The 15,284-nt window shown below is 32.9% G+C and carries 13 protein-coding genes; 4 read left to right on the top strand and 9 right to left on the bottom strand.

Annotated elements, in window-relative coordinates; translation table 11 throughout:
- Nucleotides 1-371 precede the first annotated feature (371 nt).
- Both EOD40_RS04170 and EOD40_RS04165 read left to right on the top strand, forming a co-directional pair.
- Nucleotides 372-2,093 (top strand): tetratricopeptide repeat protein, encoded by a 1,722-nt coding sequence (locus EOD40_RS04170; protein WP_128193642.1) that lies wholly within the window; start codon nucleotides 372-374, stop codon nucleotides 2,091-2,093.
- Between the two features lie 102 nt (nucleotides 2,094-2,195).
- Nucleotides 2,196-5,018 carry an outer membrane beta-barrel protein gene (locus EOD40_RS04165; protein WP_128193641.1) on the top strand — a complete coding sequence of 941 codons (2,823 nt, stop codon included), beginning with the start codon at nucleotides 2,196-2,198 and terminating at the stop codon, nucleotides 5,016-5,018.
- A 386-nt stretch (nucleotides 5,019-5,404) separates the two neighbouring features.
- On the opposite strand, the gene rpmA is transcribed toward EOD40_RS04165, so the two are convergent.
- Both rpmA and rplU read right to left on the bottom strand, forming a co-directional pair.
- A complete protein-coding gene (gene rpmA, locus EOD40_RS04160) occupies nucleotides 5,405-5,671 on the bottom strand; it encodes a 50S ribosomal protein L27 (RefSeq protein ID WP_128193640.1) in 267 nt (88 codons plus the stop codon).
- 24 nt (nucleotides 5,672-5,695) lie between these two features.
- Nucleotides 5,696-6,118: a 50S ribosomal protein L21 gene (gene rplU, locus EOD40_RS04155; RefSeq protein ID WP_128193639.1), complete on the bottom strand. Its 423-nt coding sequence runs from the start codon at nucleotides 6,116-6,118 to the stop codon at nucleotides 5,696-5,698.
- A gap of 242 nt (nucleotides 6,119-6,360) precedes the next feature.
- Here rplU and EOD40_RS04150 point away from each other — a divergent pair, with 242 nt between their 5' ends.
- On the top strand, nucleotides 6,361-7,686 hold the full coding sequence (locus EOD40_RS04150) for a M16 family metallopeptidase (protein ID WP_128193638.1): 1,326 nt from the start codon (nucleotides 6,361-6,363) through the stop codon (nucleotides 7,684-7,686).
- A gap of 13 nt (nucleotides 7,687-7,699) precedes the next feature.
- Nucleotides 7,700-9,109, top strand: a complete 1,410-nt coding sequence (locus EOD40_RS04145; protein WP_231129576.1) for a M16 family metallopeptidase — start codon at nucleotides 7,700-7,702, stop codon at nucleotides 9,107-9,109.
- A gap of 125 nt (nucleotides 9,110-9,234) precedes the next feature.
- Here EOD40_RS04145 and EOD40_RS04140 read toward each other — a convergent pair whose 3' ends face one another.
- The 7 genes from EOD40_RS04140 to EOD40_RS04110 form a co-directional block, all read right to left on the bottom strand.
- The gene (locus tag EOD40_RS04140; protein ID WP_128193637.1) at nucleotides 9,235-10,101 is read right to left on the bottom strand and encodes a DMT family transporter; all 867 of its coding nucleotides are present in this window, start codon (nucleotides 10,099-10,101) and stop codon (nucleotides 9,235-9,237) included.
- 146 nt (nucleotides 10,102-10,247) lie between these two features.
- Nucleotides 10,248-10,862, bottom strand: coding sequence for a hypothetical protein (locus EOD40_RS04135; RefSeq protein ID WP_128193636.1), 615 nt, complete (start codon nucleotides 10,860-10,862; stop codon nucleotides 10,248-10,250).
- Between the two features lie 40 nt (nucleotides 10,863-10,902).
- A complete protein-coding gene (locus tag EOD40_RS04130) occupies nucleotides 10,903-11,118 on the bottom strand; it encodes a hypothetical protein (RefSeq protein ID WP_128193635.1) in 216 nt (71 codons plus the stop codon).
- A 224-nt stretch (nucleotides 11,119-11,342) separates the two neighbouring features.
- On the bottom strand, nucleotides 11,343-11,861 hold the full coding sequence (gldD, locus tag EOD40_RS04125; RefSeq protein WP_231129582.1) for a gliding motility lipoprotein GldD: 519 nt from the start codon (nucleotides 11,859-11,861) through the stop codon (nucleotides 11,343-11,345).
- Nucleotides 11,862-11,928: 67 nt separating this feature from the next.
- Nucleotides 11,929-13,227, bottom strand: coding sequence for a gliding motility-associated protein GldE (locus EOD40_RS04120; protein WP_128193633.1), 1,299 nt, complete (start codon nucleotides 13,225-13,227; stop codon nucleotides 11,929-11,931).
- Between the two features lie 23 nt (nucleotides 13,228-13,250).
- Entirely contained in the window at nucleotides 13,251-13,691 is a 441-nt protein-coding gene (locus EOD40_RS04115; RefSeq protein WP_128193632.1) for a single-stranded DNA-binding protein, read from the bottom strand.
- Between the two features lie 87 nt (nucleotides 13,692-13,778).
- Nucleotides 13,779-15,200: a TlpA family protein disulfide reductase gene (locus EOD40_RS04110; RefSeq protein WP_128193631.1), complete on the bottom strand. Its 1,422-nt coding sequence runs from the start codon at nucleotides 15,198-15,200 to the stop codon at nucleotides 13,779-13,781.
- Nucleotides 15,201-15,284: the final 84 nt, after the last annotated feature.

Below are 15,284 nucleotides of genomic sequence, written 5' to 3'. Positions count from 1 at the left end.
ACCCTTACAGTAATGTGAGGGTTTTTTTATTCCTCTAAGAAGCTTTATTTATTAATTTAGCAAATAATAATCTGACAAATGCTTATAAACTTTTTAATCCTTACAACACTTTGCCTACTACTTTTGGGCTATAAAAGATTTATTCAGAAATTAAAACAATCTGAAGAACTAACGATATGGGGACGCATGTTAAACAGAAGAATTATATCTTTCTTAATAATAGGCATATTAATATCCCTTTTTTTACTACTAAAAAATCTATACAATTCAATATAAATCATCTCGAACTCAAGCAAACAAAATAACATCTCATAATAATTTGAATTTAAACATATTTGAATTAATTTTAACAGACTTAAATCCAGATTATTATGAGAAATATTCCGAAAATAATCTTAATCATTTGTATCCTGTTTTTTTCCTGTAAAAAGACAACTCCAGAACAAAAGAAACCACTTGCAGGCAAAAATAGCTATGGTTGCGCTCCTGCAACAACAGATGCCAAATGGTTTGAATCCGACAATAAAGCACCACTTTTTGACGGAATGGATATTATTGACTATACGATAAGCACTAAAAATATCGAAGCACAAAAATATTTCAACCAAGGATTAGCTCTGGCTTACGGTTTCAACCATGCAGAAGCAGCCCGTTCCTTTTATTATGCTACAAAATTAGACCCTCAATGTGCTATGTGTTTTTGGGGATATGCTTATGTACTTGGCCCCAATTATAATGCAGGCATGGAACCTGACAATTATGAAAGAGCTTATAATGCTATCCAACAAGCCATAAAACTTTCTAATATGGCTACTGAAAAAGAGAAAGTATTAATCATTGCATTAGCCAAAAGATACACTGCAAAACCTGTAGAGAACAGAAGTCAATTAGACATTGCTTATTCCAAGGCAATGAAAGAGGTTTTCAAAAAATATCCTGAAGACAATGACATCGCAACCATTTATGCCGAGTCGATAATGGATTTACATCCTTGGGATTTATACAACAAAAAAGGAACTCCTAAAAAATGGACTCCTGAAATCGATTCAATCTTAGAAAAAGTATTAAAACAGAATCCAAAACACATTGGCGCCAATCATTTTTACATTCATGCCGTTGAAGCTTCTTTTACTCCTGAAAGAGGCAACACCTCAGCAAACCTTTTTGATAAAGGATTAGCCCCTGCCTCTGGGCATCTAACTCACATGCCTTCCCACATTTATATTAGAACTGGAGAATATCACAAAGGCACAATAGCTAACATTAACGCTGTAAAAATAGACAGTAATTACGTAACCATGTGTCATGCTCAGGGTGCTTATCCTTTGGGATATTACCCGCACAATTATCATTTTATGGCCGCCTGTGCCACATTAGAAGGTAATTACAAATGGGCAATGCATGCTGCAAAACAAACAGCAAAATTGGTTCACCCTAAAACAATGACAGAACCAGGATGGTCAACATTGCAGCATTACTATGTTATCCCTTATTTTGTAGCTGTTAAATTTGGTAAATGGGATGAAATCCTAAAAATGAAATTAGTATCAGACACCTTAAAATACCCTTTAGCCATTTCTCATTATGCAAAAGGAATGGCATATCTAGGAAAAAAAGATTTTGTAAAAGCTAAATTAGAATTAGCAAAACTCGAAATCTTAACCAATGATCCTTCAATGAAAAAAATGACCATTTGGGGAATTAATTCAATGTATGATATTCTACAAATAGCAAGTAACGTTTTAAAAGGAGAGCTATTCGCATCTGAACAAAAATATGAACAAAGCATCCCAATACTTGAAAAAGCAGTTTCTATTGAAGACAAATTAAATTATAACGAACCACCAGACTGGTTTTTCTCTGTACGACATCATTTGGGGGCAGTCCAAATAGAAGCTAAAAAATACAAAGCAGCTATTTCGACTTATCAAAAAGATTTAAAACAATTCCCTAATAATGGATGGGCACAACATGGACTAAAACTAGCTTATGAAAAACTAGGCGAACAAAATTTGGCAAAAGAAATAAGTAACAAAATAGCCAAAAGCTGGGCCACATCTGACATAAAAATTACCAGCTCCAGAATTAAATAAAACAATTCTCAATCTAGCTCTTAAAAATAAATATAAATTTTACACTTCCTATTAAACCTTTGGTTGTAATTAACATCTTATGTTAAGTTTAACCAAATTATTATGAGTAAATATTTATCATTTCTGTTTTTTCTTGCTTTTTCGTTTTATGCATCTGCACAAAGCAATTATATCTTAAAAGGAAAAGTACTTAATTTAAACAACCAGCTTCCATTAGAATCCGCTACTGTATATATCAGTACGGTTAAAGATTCCACTATATTGGAATATACTTTAACAGATAAAAACGGAAATTTCAATTTTGCAGTTAAAAAAAATGAAAAACCGGTATTTTTAAAAGTAACCTATATGGGATTTGAAACCTTTGCTGAAGAGCAAAAAGAGATTAATACCAATAAAGATTTCAACAACATCTATCTTGCCGAATCAGTAAATACCCTTAAGGAAGTTAAAGTAAAAGCTGAAGATCCACCTATACGAATTAAAAACGATACAATCGAATTCAAGGCTTCTTTATTCAAAGTTCGTCCTGATGCTAACGTCGAAGCTCTATTAAAACAGCTTCCGGGACTAGAAGTAGACAGTGATGGAAAAATTACCGCTAACGGTAAAGAAGTTACTCAAGTATTGGTAAACGGAAAGCCCTTCTTTGACCGCGATGGGGCTATGGCATTAAAAAATCTTCCTGCCGAAATAATCAATAAAGTTCAGGTTTCTGATTTTAAAACCAAAAAAGAAGAATATTCTAAAGATCAGGCAGCATCTGACAATGCCAGTATCAACTTAACCATTGACGACGATAAAAACAAAGGATATTTTGGAAAATTCCTTGGTGGATACGGTACTGACGACCGTTATGAATCCAGCTTTATAGTAAACTTATTTAATAATAACCAAAAAATAAGCCTTTTAGGTTCTTCTAACAACATTAATGCTCAGGGGTTTTCCCAAGACGAAGTATTTGACAATATGGGTGGCGGTAGAAATAGCCGTGGAACAACTGTTAACAGAAGCCAGGCCAATGGAATTACCACATCAAATCTATTAGGATTTAACTATTCTGACGAATTATTCAAAGATTTTCAAACGAATGCCAGCTATAATTATTCGGATGCCCATACCGAAAACAAAAGCCACTCTAACTCCACCGAGTTAAGACCTGACGGTATTTTTTACAATAATATTTCTGACTCAAAAACTGATAGCAGAAACAGCAGCAACAAAGCCAATGTAGAATTAGAATACAAAATATCGCCAAGCATACGATTATTTGTTTCGCCAAAATTTAGCACTTCTACTTCAGAAAGCAATCCTGAATCCAATAGCAGTAGTACTAATTTAACAGATAACACTTTAGTTAACGATGCTTTCTCAAAATCAGCTAACAAAAGTGAATCAAACAGCTTTAGCAATTCAATTAATTTTAATAAATCATTCGAAAAGAAAGCAAGAAATTTAAGCTTTGTATTTAATAATAATAACAACAATTCAAGTTCGAATAATTTTATCGAATCTGAAACAAATTTCTACGCTACAAACAGATTCGTTAAACGAGATCAAAACACTAAAAGCAACAGCATTAGCGACTCTTATTCTGCCGAAATTGAATATACCGAACCTGTTACTGATTCAATTCGTTTTAAAGTTGGTATGGAATACAACTTCCAAAACAACATCAACGATAACAAAACCTATGACGACATAGGAAACAATGTATATACTGATTTAAATGAAGACCAAACTACCTATTTGACTTCTAAACAAAACAGCATTGTTCCAAAAGCTGGTATTCGTTTACAAAAAAACAAATTTACATTTGACATCAATTCCTCTACATCTATTTTACAATACGACAATCATGCTTTTTACCAAGGGGAAGCAACTGATTTAAATAAGAAATATGTCCTACCTAACGGAAGTGCACAAATTAGATACAGAGTAGATCGTTCGAAATTTTTCACTTTAAGATATAATTACGACCAATCGCTTCCATCGGCTAATCAATTACTTCCTATCCAAAACGTATCTAATACCTTAAATACAGTTACAGGAAACCCCGATTTACTACCTACCGAAACACATACTGCCAGCATTAACTATAGAAATTTTAATTTCCAAACCCGTTCTGGATATAATCTCTTCCTTAATGGTAACTACAACAACAACGACATCATTAGCACTGCTGTTTATAACCCTGATAATAGTCGTACAACTTCCTATGAAAACATATCAGGAACTTACTCCTTATCAGGAGGTGGTAGCTGGAACAGATCCATCAAACAGGAATCTAATTTATTGCGTTATGGTATAGCTTTAAGCGCTAATTACAGGTTTGAAAAAGGGTTTACCAATATGGTTTTATACGGTGCCAAATCTATGGGAATTTCACCTAGACTTTATCTTAATTATGATTACGGAGAATTTTTTACTGTAGCTCCTTCTTACAATTTCTCATATAACGAAACGCAATACGACATTAGTTCTTTAAAATCCAGATCGAATGTGGTTCACAGAATCAATCTGCAAACTACAAGCTACTGGCCAACCAACTGGATTTGGGGTAACGACTTTGGATACACTTATAATTCTAACAATCCAAGTTATTACTTATGGAACACCAGTTTATCTTATACTTTCTTAAACAAAACATTTATTGCTAAAGTAAAAGTATATGACGTTTTAAACCAAAATCAAAGTATCTCAAGAAGCATTTCGGCTACATCGGTTACTGATAGCGAAAACACCGTTTTAAGACGTTATGCCATGTTCTCTTTGACTTACAAAATTCAGAACTTCTCAGGAATGAAAAGACCCCCTGGAAGAAACAACCGAAATATGGAAGGAATGGATAGAGGCGAACGCCCTGAAGGATTTGGCGGCGGTGGCGGTGGCTTTGGCGGTGGCGGCCAAAGAATGATGGACTAATCAACGCAATTATTAATTCAATTTTAAACAACAAATCCCCTTGTTTTATTAAACAAGGGGATTTGTTATTTGTAGCTATTGAAATGGAAAAATTCATAATATCACTAGAATATCTATTCTAAAAAAAGCAATCTAAAATAACAGCTATTGTCACCTCGAGCGGAGTCGAGAGGCATCTTCATCAATACACTTTAAAATCCTGATGTATCAGAAACCATTTTTAACTTAATAACTTAAATGTGACCTCGACTGGATTCAAACCAGTAACCTTCTGAGCCGTAATCAGATGCGCTATAAATCGCCGAAAAACCACCATTTACACACTTTAGGCACAAAAAAACCTGCTAGCTAAGCTAACAGGTTTTAAAATAAATTGAGAAAATCAATTAAGCTTCTACTTCGAATGGAAGGATTGAAACGTATGATTTGTTATCTCTTTTCTTTTGGAACTTAACAACTCCATCTACTTTTGCATGTAGGGTGTGATCTTTACTGATGTAAACATTTTCACCTGGATTGTGTTTTGAACCTCTTTGTCTTACGATGATGTTCCCTGCGATAGCAGCTTGTCCTCCAAAAATCTTAACACCTAAACGTTTTGATTCTGATTCTCTACCATTCTTAGAACTACCGACACCTTTCTTGTGAGCCATGATGTTTTAGTTTTAATATTGTTATTATTCTTGAGTATCTTCTTTTTTAGCTTTAGCTACTTTTTTCTTTGGAGCTTCAACTTCTTCTGTAGTTGCTTCAACTGCTGCTTTTTTAGAAGCCGCTTTTTTAGCACCTGCTGCAGTAATACCTTCAATTACAATTTGAGTAAGATATTGTCTGTGACCATTTCTCTTTTTGTACCCTTTTCTTCTTTTCTTTTTGAAAACGATAACTTTATCTCCTTTTAAGTGTTGTAACACTTTAGCTTCTACTGAAGCACCTTCTATAGCTGGGGCGCCCAAAGTTACATTCCCATTGTCATCTAATAAAAGAACTTTGTCAAAAGAAATTTTTGAACCTTCTTCACTAGCTAAACGGTGAACATAAACCTTTAAGTCTTTGCTTACTTTGAATTGTTGCCCTGCTATCTCTACGATTGCATACATACCAAATTGATTTATTGATTTTTAAGGTTGCAAATATACAATTATTTTTTTATCACGCAATCACTAAATTTAAAAAAATAATTCAATCTGTTTTTCACTTATTATCAACTGATTAAAATCAGAATTCGACTTATATTTTTGTTAAAAAAAGTTCTACTATAGAAACAATACTAAAAAAAAGTATTTTTGAGGTAACAATATTACTCATTAAGTATTGCAACCTTATTTTTTATTAATCTTATATGAAAAAAACAATAATGGCAATTAGTACTGCGCTTTTACTTGGTGGTGTAGCCACAGCTCAAAAAATAGCTTTCGAAGAATATGATTTAGACAACGGCATGCATGTTATCTTACATCAGGACAACAGCGCCCCTGTAGTAATCACTTCGGTTATGTATCATGTAGGCTCTAAAGACGAAAACCCAAACAAAACCGGTTTTGCCCATTTTTTCGAACATTTATTATTCGAAGGCACCCAGAATATTAAAAGAGGCGAATGGTTCAAAATTGTTACCGCTAATGGAGGAGTTAATAACGCCAATACTTCAGATGACCGTACCTATTATTACGAAGTTTTTCCTTCCAATAATCTGGAACTAGCTCTTTGGATGGAATCAGAAAGATTAATGCATCCGGTAATTAATCAAATTGGGGTTGACACTCAAAAAGGAGTAATCAAGGAAGAGAAAAATTCGCGTTACGACAACCAACCTTACGGAAAAATAATTGAAGCTGTTAAAGAAAACTTATTCTTCAACCATCCTTATCGATGGACAACAATAGGTTCTACAGAACATTTAAACTCAGCAAAACTAGAAGATTTCAAAGCCTTTAACGAAAAATTCTATGTTCCAAACAACGCTGTTCTGGTAGTTGCCGGAGATTTTGAACAAAAACAAGCCAAAGAATGGATTCAAAACTATTTTGGACCTATCAAAAAAGGAGCAGCAATAAAAAAAGAAACATTTGTTGAAAAACCAATAACCGAAACTATAAAAGCAACTCACATTGATCCAAACATTCAAATCCCGATGCTTGTGACTGCTTACAGAACTCCATCAATGAAAACAAGAGATGCCCGCGTTTTGGATTTCATTTCTTCATATCTAAGCGATGGGAAAAGTTCTAAACTTTATAAAAAAATAGTGGACGACAAGAAAAAAGCCCTGCAAATTGGCGCGGTAGGTTTTAACGAAGAAGACTATGGCATGTACATTATATATGGTTTGCCAATGACAAACTACACCACCAATGATTTGCTTAAAGAAATAGACGAAGAAATTGTAAAAATCCAAACGGATTTGATTTCTGAAAAAGATTATCAAAAACTATTGAACCAATTTGAGAATCAATATGTCAATCAAAACTCAAATGTAGAAGGAATAGCCGAAAATTTAGCCAAATACTATTTGCTTTATGGCGATATCAACCTCATCAATACCGATATCGACATTTATCATTCTATCACAAGAGAAGAAATTAGAGCTGTTGCCAAAAAATACCTGAATCCTAATCAGCGACTGATACTGGATTATATTCCTAGCCCTGAAAAGAACGAAAACTAAGCTATTTCGAATCATGAAAAAATCAAGCATACTATTCATTATAATATTAGTCTCCGCAATCATGCAAGCACAAGAACGCAAACAGCCCACCCCCGGAAAACCACCAGTAGTTAACATAAAAAAACCGCAAAGTTTCATCTTAGCTAACGGACTTACGGTAATGATTGTCGAAAATCATAAATTACCTAAAGTAACCTTTAACCTTACCATCGACAATCCGCCTTTTGCCGAAGGAAACAAAAAAGGGGTTGACGAATTATGTAGCAATCTATTAGGAAACGGAAGCACTAAAATATCTAAAGAAGACTTTAATGAAGAAGTGGATTTCATGGGAGCCACAATGGAGTTTAGCTCCAGCAGTGCCTATGCCAGCTCACTTTCAAAATTTTCAAAACGCACCTTAGAACTTTTATCCTTCGGCGCATTAGACCCTAATTTCACGCAGGAAGAATTAAACAAAGAAAAAGCAAAACTAATAGAAGGATTGCGCTCTCAGGAAAAAAGTGCTTCGGCTATTGCTAACAGAATGGTGAATACACTTGCTTATGGAAAAAACCATCCTTCAGGCGAATTCACTACCGAAGAAACCTTATCGAATATCACTCTGGAAGATGTTATAAAAAATTACGCCAATAATTTTGTTCCTCAAAATGCCTATTTAGCAATTGTAGGCGATATTAAATACAACGAAATAAAACCACTGGTGGAGCAACTTTTTGGTTCCTGGAAAAAAGTAAACATCACTAAAACTCTTTATCCCGACCCAGAAAACGTAACAACCCAAATTAACTTTATCGATGTTCCTAATGCGGTTCAATCTGAGATTTCTTTGGTAAACACTTATAAGCTAAAAATGAACGACAAGGATTTTTTCCCTGCCGTAATTGCCAGTTACATTTTAGGCGGAGGTTTTAACAGCTACCTCAACATGAATCTAAGAGAAGCTCACGGATGGACTTATGGTGCCAGCACTAACATGGGCGCAGGAAAATATGTAACCAGTATAAGATCAGCATCGGCTATAAAAAACAATGTAACCGATAGTGCTGTGGTAGAATTCATCAAAGAAATCAAAAAAATAAGAACCGAAAAAGTAACCACTGAACAGCTTAATAATGCAAAAGCAGGTTACATTGGCCGATTTGTAATGAAAGCCGAAAAACCTGAATCGGTTGCCCGATACGCCCTAAACACTAAAATAGAAGATTTACCGGCTGATTTCTACGAAAACTACATTAAAACTATCAACGCTGTCACTAAAGAAGATGTACTGGCTGCTGCCAACAAATATTTCCTAATAGACAATAGCCGAATAGTTATTGTAGGCAAAGGAAAAGAAGTCATCCCGGGATTAGAAAAGCTCAACATCCCTATTTCCTATTTTGACAAATACGGTAATCCTGTTGAAAAACCTAAGTTCTAGCAAACAAACCTATTAAAATTTAAAATAACCGCAAATTCGCAAAACCATAAAATAAATTTTGTGAATTTGTGGTAAAAAAACTCATACGTCTTCCATGTTTCCTAACTAATCACAAGCACGACAATCTATTTTCTCGCACTCAAATAAACACCGATTAAAATAACAAAAGCGCCAAAAAACTGAACGAGCGTTAGTATTTCGTTATCTAATAATCCCCAAAACAGTGCTATAACAGGAATCAAATAAGTTACTGATGCAGCAAAAACAGGAGAAGCAATTTGTATTAATTTAAAGAAAAGAATATTGGCAATCCCTGTTCCTAAGACACCTAGAATCAAAATAAAACAAACTGATTTTTGGGTTTTCTCCAAATGAATTTGTTCCGGGAAACCTGAAAAGACCAAAATAAGTATCGCAGGAATCAAAAGCACCACAAAATTCCCGGTCGTTATACTTACAGGACTTACGTCAGACAAATGTCTTTTTATCAAATTAACATTGGTAGCATAACTAAAAGAAGCCAGGATAATCAACAAAGCATAATAATAATTTTGTTCGGGATTATTTTGCGCACCATTATAAACCAAAAGCAAACTACCTAAAAGCCCAATTAACAAACCCCAAAGCTGTTTCCTCTGGAAACCAATTCCAAAAAATAACACTCCTATTGCCAATGTATTCAATGGCGTCAATGAATTTAGAATCGAAGTTACCGAACTATCTAATTCCGTTTGGGCAATAGCAAATAGAAAAGCCGGAAAAAAAGTTCCGAAAAGAGCGGTAATGGCAATGTATTTCCACTTTAACTTCGGGATAAGCTTCAGACTTTTAAATCCAATAATCAACAGAAAAAAGGAAGCAAAAATAATTCGCAACGAACCTACCTGAATAGCAGACAATCCAACTAATCCCTTTTTTATCAAGATAAACGAACTCCCCCAAATTAAGGCAAGAACCAATAAATAAATCCACTTCAACTGTTTTGATTCCAAAGCTTTAATTTTTTGTCAAAATTGTACAATTTTGACGAGATAAGTTTCTTTTTTTAAAGAAAAAAATCTGCCAAACCTATGAAGTACAAACAAACCATTAAGTTAGGCGTAAATTTTAAACAAAAGGATTATCCACAAACCAAAGATTATTTAAATTTCAACATCCCCCATGTTTTCTCAATTTCTTGCTTAACTATATCGTCTTGACCATATTTGTAAAAAAACAGTATTTCAACTCTACCAACATTATCTTTATAAACAATTAATTTTTTACATCTTGGATAAATCCCTAGATATAAGTTTTTTCTAACTTTTAAATTATATAGATAACCTCTATTTGCATTCATTTTTTTTATGTGGGGGGCATCAATATAAATCAACTTTGATAAACGAGTATCCATTTCTGAAGACAACCACTTTTCATGAGGACGATTCAAATCTTCAGTAGCAATTAAATATTTTTGTGCCCTAGTGTTACCTTTAGGGTAAGGAATCATTGCGACAGTAATCATAATCTGATTATCACCATTTATCATAGAAATATTACATTGACTCTGCTGAATGGTTGGGTATATTTCAAAATAAGAAGAAACAGGTCTTATATAGAAATAATTATCTGGCCGATGATAATTAATTATTTTAGCTTCTTTAACAAATAATTGATCATATTCATCCAAATAGCTTTGCGATTGCATGCTAGTAACTACAAGGAGAAACAAAAGCAATTGAAATCCTCTTTTCATTATTAATCTTTGTACCATGTCGTTCCTTTTTTATCAAATCTAATTAATACAAAACTGCTTAATCATTAATTGTAAAATTCATCAATTGTGCATAAAGCGCACATATCAAAGCTGCTATTAAAAGTATTAAAATAAAATAATACCTAAATGTACTTCCTTTAGCATACACATCTTGACTATTAAAATCTTTAATATGTTTTTTATTCTTCAATGACCAAAACAAAATAAAAAGCAATAATATTAATGCTAAAGAAAAAAGCGTAATGTATTTCATAAATTATTTATGGTTTTGTTTGCTTCTAAAAAGCACCCTAATATACAAGAAAAAACCTTCAAAATAATTTTACGCCATTAAAAATCATGATTAATAAAAATTTTATAAAGGAATAACGTCAGAATGAATAAAAGAACAACCTAAAAACTTTTTCGGTTGTTCGCGGTGAAATATGCTTACCTTTTTATAACAAAAGTATTTAAAGTGTAAATTTTATATAAAAATTACTTCCAAGTTAAAGTTTCCATCAAATGCTGCATATCGTTTTTAATATAACTGGCCGCAGGCATAATCGAATCAAAATTAGGTTTGGCATAAAAGTAAACCGAAGCCGTTAAAAAATGCTTCGTGCTGTCGGTAGCATAAAACTGTGAGTTAGTTGCAGCATTTCCATCAACCTGATAAAACATTCCGTACACCTTCCTTTGCTGATTCAAATAGGGTTGTTCTAAAATATCATCGGCTTTTATTACATGTTCAAAAGTCAGTTTTTGAGCATCACGCAATAATTTATTGATATCGTTATTTACTGGCTTATAGGTCAAATAAATGGTCGCTTTCATCTTTGGATAAGTAATCGTAAAACCACAATCCTTTTCCCCTTTTATGATCGCTTTTGAATTCATCTCAAAAGTAAAAGGACATTTGTTTTCAAAATGCGCATATTCAGCTATTGGATAATCCAATCGCAAATAACTCGACGGTTTAGGCAAAACATCATTTTTACAACTTGAAAACAACATTAAACTTAAAAACACAATCACAAAAAACGATGCATTGCAATTGTATTTTTTATTGGCACATTTTAAATTAAACATCAATAGTAACTTTTATCTGTTTGATACGTTTTTTATCTACAACCTCAATGGTAAATAGACAATTCTCGAAAGCAATCTTTTGTCCTTTGGCCGGGAAATTTCCTGAAATCTCCAAAATAAATCCCGCTAAAGTCTCTGCCTCCCCTTTTTTCTCTTCAAATATTTCTTCGTCAACATCAACAATTCGATAGAAATCTTTCAGGTTAATTTTACCTTCAAAAAGATAATTTTTATCATCTATTTGAGAAAAATTGATATCCTCATCGTCAAATTCATCACTAATATCCCCTACTATTTCTTCGATTACATCTTCGAGAGAAACTAAACCCGATGTCCCTCCATATTCATCCACCACAATAGCAAGATGACTTTTCATAGACTGGAAATCTTTTAACAAATTATCCAATTTTTTATTTTCAGGCACAAAAAACGGTTCTCGGATTAAAGTTGTCCAGTCAAATTGCTCCTTATCAATATGAGGCAGCAAATCTTTGATAAACAAAACGCCTTCTATCTGATCAATATTATCCCGATATACCGGAATTCTCGAATAGCCTTTTTCTAAAATCTTAGCATATATTTCACTGAAAGAGGCTGTAATTTCCAAAGCAAAAATATCAATTCTAGGACTCATAACCTGCTTAGTATCGGTATTTCCAAAAGAAACAATACCTTCTAATATTTTTTGCTCATCAGTAGAAGTTTCATCGGTTGCTGTAAGTTCCAAAGCCTGAGACAATTGGTCAACCGAAAAATTAGTTTTCTGCTTCCCTAATTTATTATGTAAATAAACTGTAGCCCCACGCATTGGAATGCTAATTGGCGAAAGTAAATTATCCAAAACCGATATAGGATAAGCTATTCTTTTAGCAAATTTCACATTGTTTCTACTTGCATATACTTTAGGCATCACCTCCCCAAAAAGCAACAATAAGAAAGTCACAACGATAACTTCAAAAATAAATTTCAATGCAGGCGAAGTAACTGCCGCAAACAAATCGGAACCAATAAAAGAGAACAGAATAACAACTCCTATATTGATGAAATTATTAGCCACAAGAAGTGTTGCCAATAGTTTTTTAGGTCTTTGCAAAAGCTCGGAAAGAATTTTTCCTGTCGAAAGATTTTCCTGAAGCGTATCATCAATATCTTTTTGCGACAGCGAAAACAAGGCTACTTCGGCTCCCGAAACTACTGCTGAACAAAACAGCAATACAAATATTCCGGCAAAACCGAACAATAGATCTAAATCTACTGTATAAACGAAATTCAAACTGGGCTCTGGGTCCAAATTAAAAAAGATTAGTTAAACAATCAAAAAGGCAAGTCGTTGATAGGCAAGCCTTTATTTGGTGTGTCAAAATTAGTGTTTTTTGTGGATTCTGAACCCTGATTTTGCTTATTGCCCTCAGTATCTTTTTTAGTTGTTAAAAAAGTAAATTCAGTCACTTGAATTTCAGTAGTATGCTTCATCGAACCATCTTCTGCCTGCCACTGACGGGATTTAATCCTTCCCTCCACATAAATTTTATCTCCTTTTGACAAATATTTTTCACATATCTCAGCCGCTTTATTGCGTACCACTAAATTATGCCATTCAGTCGAAGTGATTTTCTCATTGGTAGTCTTATTAATGTACACCTCATTTGTTGCCAACTGAAATCTTCCGATACAATTGCCTGCTTCAAAATAGTGCAACTTAACATCGTCACCCAAATGACCTATTAGCATTACCTTATTTAGTGTTCCGTTCATAGTCGTTTTAATATATGGTATCTATCCCAAAGATACATTTTTTCGGAAACTTATTTTAATGAAAACCTAAAAATAAAACAGATAAATCTACTCCTCTAATAAATATTTATCTAATTCAACTTTGACATCTTTACTATCGGGACTTGGAGCATTATCATTAACTAAGCGACCATTTTTATCAAAAATAATATAACGCGGAATAGTCTTAAGTATCAACCCCTTAAACAAGCTTGCCTGCGGATAGTTTATTGCCAAAAAATTATTTTGCAAAGGCAAAAGTTTTTCTTTGATGCTTGCTTTTTGCCAATTAACAATATCATTATCTATTGATATGTAAACAAACTCAACTTGTTTGTTTTTATATTCTTCATGAAGTAAAAGTGAACTTGGCATTGCAGCTCTACAAGGAGCACACCAACTTGCCCAAAAATCAACATAAACAACCTTTCCTTTATAGTTACCAACAACCTCTTTTAAAACCTTCTCCTCTTTATTCCTATCAAATAGCAAAACTTCTTTGCTGTTTTTATTTTTGTCAAACTCAAAAAACAAAGCATATTTATTTTTAAAATACCCCTTTAAAACATCATCTTTTATTTCTTTTTCAAAAACAGCATAACACTTTAAGAAACTTTCTTTCGTTCCTCTTATAGCCAAACTTTCTAAATACGAAAACATCAGATACTCTCTATTAACCGAATTGATGATTTTTAAAGACACAGCATTCTCAAATAGCTCTTTAAAATCAGGTATCCTCCCATCAGAAACACTTATCAATTTTGGTTTATATTTTCTTTCAAAAGCAGTTTTAACTAAAAAAGCATTTCCAATATCAGCCAAATTATAAGACTGACTCAGAAGCTTTAACGGACTCAAAGAATTTAGCCTTTGTTTATTTCTCAAATATGATAAATTCAATTTATAATCTGCCTCACCAATGCTTTTTTTAGTCTTCAAAGAATCCAAAAAAGCTATAAATTTTATTTCCCTTTGCTCTCTTGCTGTTTTATCATCTGTTAATTCCTGATCATTTTTATATCGCTTAAACCTATTAAAAAAACGTCCTTCATCCGTATCAGTTGGATTTTTTAAATTAAAAAACGATCCAAAATTATAATCGTATTCTTTATACTTTTGACTCACCACATAAGGCACACCATTTTTATATTCAAATATCAATGTCTCATTTGGATAAAAACAATAAGAGTTAAAATAATTATCCTGAATATAGTACTGGTGATATAAATAAATTGGTTTTGAAGTTTTTATCCTCACAACCTTTTCTTTATTCGAAACAAAAATCTTATGATCTATAAAACTATTTTCTAACCTATATGTTATTTGATCTTCACGAATTACATAAAAGTTCTTATTATAGAAAATAGTATCTTTTATATCTGGATTTTTAAAAATAATAGTGATATAACTTTCTTCATCTACATCCTTTTTTTGATTTCCTTTCCAAGACAATAATGCTAAAACAAACACCAGTAATACTATTTTTTTCATATTAATATTTTAAGCTTCCGAATAACCACTCAAATTAAGTGTCATGCATTTTTTTAAAGCCTATAAATATAAAAAAAATCCTAT

It is taken from the genome of Flavobacterium sufflavum (genome assembly GCF_004016525.1).
GTDB classification, from domain to species: Bacteria; Bacteroidota; Bacteroidia; order Flavobacteriales; family Flavobacteriaceae; genus Flavobacterium; species Flavobacterium sufflavum.
This window is presented reverse-complemented; position numbering and strand designations above follow the sequence as displayed.

What these genes read in the sequence shown, in the direction of transcription:
- EOD40_RS04170 (WP_128193642.1), top strand. Translation starts at nt 372, where the DNA reads ATGAGAAATATTCCGAAAATAATCTTAATCATTTGTATCCTGTTTTTT.
- EOD40_RS04165 (WP_128193641.1), top strand. Translation starts at nt 2,196, where the DNA reads ATGAGTAAATATTTATCATTTCTGTTTTTTCTTGCTTTTTCGTTTTAT.
- rpmA (WP_128193640.1), bottom strand. Translation starts at nt 5,671, where the DNA reads ATGGCTCACAAGAAAGGTGTCGGTAGTTCTAAGAATGGTAGAGAATCA.
- rplU (WP_128193639.1), bottom strand. Translation starts at nt 6,118, where the DNA reads ATGTATGCAATCGTAGAGATAGCAGGGCAACAATTCAAAGTAAGCAAA.
- EOD40_RS04150 (WP_128193638.1), top strand. Translation starts at nt 6,361, where the DNA reads ATGAAAAAAACAATAATGGCAATTAGTACTGCGCTTTTACTTGGTGGT.
- EOD40_RS04145 (WP_231129576.1), top strand. Translation starts at nt 7,700, where the DNA reads ATGAAAAAATCAAGCATACTATTCATTATAATATTAGTCTCCGCAATC.
- EOD40_RS04135 (WP_128193636.1), bottom strand. Translation starts at nt 10,862, where the DNA reads ATGGTACAAAGATTAATAATGAAAAGAGGATTTCAATTGCTTTTGTTT.
- EOD40_RS04130 (WP_128193635.1), bottom strand. Translation starts at nt 11,118, where the DNA reads ATGAAATACATTACGCTTTTTTCTTTAGCATTAATATTATTGCTTTTT.
- gldD (WP_231129582.1), bottom strand. Translation starts at nt 11,861, where the DNA reads ATGTTGTTTTCAAGTTGTAAAAATGATGTTTTGCCTAAACCGTCGAGT.
- EOD40_RS04115 (WP_128193632.1), bottom strand. Translation starts at nt 13,691, where the DNA reads ATGAACGGAACACTAAATAAGGTAATGCTAATAGGTCATTTGGGTGAC.
- EOD40_RS04110 (WP_128193631.1), bottom strand. Translation starts at nt 15,200, where the DNA reads ATGAAAAAAATAGTATTACTGGTGTTTGTTTTAGCATTATTGTCTTGG.